4 protein-coding genes are annotated in these 3,964 nt (G+C 38.9%); 1 reads left to right on the plus strand and 3 read right to left on the minus strand.

The annotated features are described in order from the left end of the window. Positions 1-338: 338 nt before the first annotated feature. Both VB711_RS20775 and VB711_RS20780 read right to left on the minus strand, forming a co-directional pair. On the minus strand, positions 339-1,382 hold the full coding sequence (locus tag VB711_RS20775) for a tetratricopeptide repeat protein (RefSeq protein WP_323288191.1): 1,044 nt from the start codon (positions 1,380-1,382) through the stop codon (positions 339-341). A gap of 72 nt (positions 1,383-1,454) precedes the next feature. Next, a complete protein-coding gene (locus VB711_RS20780; protein ID WP_323288192.1) occupies positions 1,455-2,084 on the minus strand; it encodes a sigma-70 family RNA polymerase sigma factor in 630 nt (209 codons plus the stop codon). 199 nt (positions 2,085-2,283) lie between these two features. Here VB711_RS20780 and VB711_RS20785 point away from each other — a divergent pair, with 199 nt between their 5' ends. Continuing rightward, positions 2,284-2,880 (plus strand): glyoxalase-like domain protein, encoded by a 597-nt coding sequence (locus VB711_RS20785; protein ID WP_323288193.1) that lies wholly within the window; start codon positions 2,284-2,286, stop codon positions 2,878-2,880. A 462-nt stretch (positions 2,881-3,342) separates the two neighbouring features. On the opposite strand, the gene VB711_RS20790 is transcribed toward VB711_RS20785, so the two are convergent. Further along, positions 3,343-3,813 (minus strand): tetratricopeptide repeat protein, encoded by a 471-nt coding sequence (locus VB711_RS20790; RefSeq protein WP_323288194.1) that lies wholly within the window; start codon positions 3,811-3,813, stop codon positions 3,343-3,345. Between the last annotated feature and the right edge of the window lie 151 nt (positions 3,814-3,964).

Below are 3,964 nucleotides of genomic sequence, written 5' to 3' on the forward strand. Positions count from 1 at the left end.
ATTAAATAGATTAATTATAGCGGTTCTCGGTTAAGTCAAATACAAGAACCCCACCCCCAACCCCCTCCCCGCAAGCGAGGAGGGGGCTTATGATGTATCTCACCCAAGTGCATACCGCTATAACAATTGAGGTGAATGTTTTTGTTGCTCTTCTAACAACATTTTCTTAACAGCGTTTTGAATAAATAACTGCATATTAGGCATTTCTAAAAGTTGTTTCCCTAGTTTATCGGGTACCTTAATCCTACATTTGCATAACTTTATCCCCCCTCAAAAAAGTAAATCAATCAAAACTCTGATGCGGTGGGCATTGCCCACCCTACACTAAATATAGAAGATTACCTTCCCTGTAAATTATTTAAACTATTCAACAGTTGTACTTCTTGTTTATTGTCTTGTATTTCTTTAGCTAGTGAAACTGCTTTGAGATAAAAGTTTCGTGCTTGTTGATATTTGCCTAGTCGCTCATAAAATCTACCATAGGAAGCAAGAGATTTTAATTGTTCGGGAGGACTCTTTAAAAAATTGGCTATTTGGAGACGCTGTTGTAATAATTCTGTGACTCTTTCATAGCGATTTACGGCACTATGGGCATTTACTAAACCGTCAATTGCTCTTAATTGATTAGGACGATCAAAATTGAGTTTAGCTAATCGCATGGCTATACCATACGCCCCAATTGTATTTTGATAGTCACCTATGGCTAAATAGGCATCTCCTAAATTATTAAGAGTGTTAATTTCTCCGCTTACATTACCAATTTGACGGCGAAAAATTAAGGCAGTTTCCGATAATTTAATTGCTTGGGGATAATCACCTAATCTAGTAGCTACTAGACCGAGATTGCTTAATGAAAGTCCTTGTCCTTCGATGTTTTCGACTTTGCGAGCAATTGCTAAGGCATCTGTAACAACTTTCCCAGCAGCTTTAGTTTCTCCTGTTTGCAGCAAAAAAGTACCAAGATTATTGAGGGCGAAAATTTGGGTTTGAATATCTTGATTGTCAAGAGCGATCGCTATTCTTCGACGTAAGGCATTTTCAGCATTTTTAATATCCCCTAATTCAATATAAGTGCTGGCTAATAAATCATAGGTTAACCCCTGGGCTTTGAGATCACCAATTGAATGATAAATCTCTAAGGCTTGCAATCCTGAGCTCAGTGTTTTATCAAAGAATCCAGAATTATATTGTTGCTCACCTAGCCGTAACAATCTATCTGCTTCTTCTCTTAATGGTCGGTTAGCAGTATTATTTAAAGGACGCTGGAGTTGTTTTGTAATATCAATGGCATTTACTGTTTTTGGCATCAGTAAACAACTAAACACCAACCCAACTTGCACTAAAACCAGCATGGTATATTTTGAAAAATGCTTCTGTTTCATCACACCTACCCCCTGAAATTTTCACTTTAATTAAAAGGTCTAAGACAAAGCATATTCGCATTTACCCTTAACCTACGACTCGGCGAAATCCTCACCTAAGTAAATCGCGCGAATATCCGCAGGTAATTTGTCTTCTAGTATACGATAACCTTCTTGGAGAAAACTTGCTACCTCCGTTGGTGAAATATTTTCTCCCTCAGCTTGGAGATAGGCTGCAATTCTGGTTTCACTCCAGTGGAATGTTTGCGCCATCAAGACAATTAACCGCAATAAAGGTGATAATTGATCTAAAGCCAATTCTACATAACACCATAACGGCGGGGAAGTAGCGGTGAGAGAATAATGAATAGCTTCCGTAGGAGGAAGTTCAATTTCGTTAATCGAAATGGCTGTAATGTTGATTAACCAGTTTTGCAGGGTTAAAGCTTCCTGTGCTATTTTGGGGTTGTTTAAATCCAGACCGCCCAGTTGATAATAGATATGTCGCCAAGTGAGAGCAAAAAGATAATCGGCTTGGACTGGCGATCGCGCTGAATGGCGAATCAAGGTGTAGACTATAGGACTATAACGGCAAAATATCACCGTAAAATACCTACCATCGTCTGGATATCGCTGAAATAAGTTCAGTAGTTCCTGATCGCTGTGATGAAACAGCGACTTAACTAAAGGGTGATTAGCTTCGGGAAAGTGAGGGATTTGCACAAGCTTGTTGGTAAACAATTGTTAAAATATACTAGAGCATGGTTATCTTAGAGTTAACCCGATGATATATCCTCAAGTCGCTTAGTTTAAAACTGAGAGTTCAGACTAATGGACTATTGATAGACTAGAAAAAAGACTTTGAGTTAGTCTTGATTGACAATACTAAAAGCTGTTCACTTATACAATATTTGTTTTATTCATGGTTATAGCAGCTAATTTGATGCCCTTCCTACCTAGTCCCCTTACTTTAGGCTCTTTTTTGCCCTCCCTACCCTTGGATAGCCTATTCTCCACCCAAGGGATTATGATCATGCTGTTGGCGGCCTATGCTGGCGCTATGTGGATGTTTCTCACCAGCGCCCCCAAGGTTTATACTCTCATGGTGTCTGATTTAGAGATTGCGCGACAGTTGTATGAAGGGTTGTTAGATTTGCCCGCAGCAGAAGTACCCTTACACTATTATTACAACTACGAGCAAACCATAGGCGCGACAGGGATTGATCCCCTTTATATGTCCACCAGTCCCAGTTGGTCTAACAAAGCCATGAATCATGTCAATGATGGGATGTGGTATCAGTTGAAGAAAAATTGCCAGTTACACGTCATTACAGGTGCAAGTTTGGGCAATAAAAATCAACAGCGTCATGTCTGTTTTGACAGAGAATGTTTAGATTTGATTTTAATGCGAGTTGAAACACGGGGTTTAAAACTGAAAATTCGCAATCATAAACCTTTAAGTTTCTTGGTTAAAGACTATGAAGGCCGTGTGATTGAAATGTCTGAAGTATCAAGTTAGAATGACTTTCCCCTGATAAATTGAGCATTGAGTAGGGTGTGTCAAATGGAATAATTTAGACTAAAATCACTAATTTTCAAGTTCTGACGCACCTGAATTAATCTAAGGGGCTTCCAAAACATAAATTATCTGGATTAACTAACCGCAGAGGAATGGTAACCGTTCAGGGGGGTAGGAGAGCGATAGCGCAAGCGCTGAGTGGTAAACCTTTAACAATTTAGAAGCTTATTTTAAGATAATGGAAGTGCGTTAGGGGTAGTTTACCGAAGGTATAGCTCTTTGATCTAGGTAGAATGAAATGCGATCGCTATTTGGTTATGGAGTTAAGACAGCAATCGCTTTACCATTTGATATAATTGTAAAATATTAATGTACGTCCGGGGACATCCTGTGAACCAATCATCACTACAGTCGGTTCTCAGGACACCACAGGAAAGGAGTTAAATTGAGTTTGGGTGTCTTTTAAGTAAGTTTAAGTGTACATTCAAGGATCAATTTTTGATTCAAGAGTGAGTAAGGCTGAATTGCTAAGGCGTTTTGAAAGGATTGGATTGCTTGACGATATTTTCCTAGTGCGGCATAGCATAAACCCATGCCATGTAATGCGCCAAAATGAACAGGATTTAATTTAATCACCATCTGACAGTCAGCTAGTGATCTTTCATAATTGCCTGTACTGTAGTAGAGAAAAGCACGTCGATTCCAAGCTTCGGAAAAGTCTGGTTGTTCTTCTATAAGTTGGGAGAGTAGTTGTTCTGCTGTGGAGATTTCTCCCGCATCTAGTAATTTTTGACTATAATCAATTTTTTCTAGCCCATATATTCCTTTTTGCTGAAACCAAATCTGCCAAATTCTTCTTGTCGCTTGCTGACGGACTATAGCATCAGAACTTTTCAGGTCTTCAAGCAGGGAATGAATAGATAAAGAATCCATGAGTTGTCAGTTAGGTTAATTTATTTTGGAACTATATTACATTTTCATGTTTAAAATAGCAAAAATAATTAGGGGTTGCTGTTCGCGTAGCGTGCCGTAAGGCATAAAAGTCTTTTCGTTAGGGCTAGGAGTCAGAAGTCAGGATTCAGGA

It is taken from the genome of Cronbergia sp. UHCC 0137, from assembly GCF_034932285.1.
In the GTDB taxonomy this organism is placed as follows: Bacteria; Cyanobacteriota; Cyanobacteriia; order Cyanobacteriales; family Nostocaceae; genus Cronbergia.

Bases quoted from the DNA above. Each gene is read 5' to 3' on its own strand.
- VB711_RS20775 (WP_323288191.1), bottom strand. From the start codon at position 1,382: ATGAAACAGAAGCATTTTTCAAAATATACCATGCTGGTTTTAGTGCAA.
- VB711_RS20785 (WP_323288193.1), top strand. From the start codon at position 2,284: ATGGTTATAGCAGCTAATTTGATGCCCTTCCTACCTAGTCCCCTTACT.
- VB711_RS20790 (WP_323288194.1), bottom strand. From the start codon at position 3,813: ATGGATTCTTTATCTATTCATTCCCTGCTTGAAGACCTGAAAAGTTCT.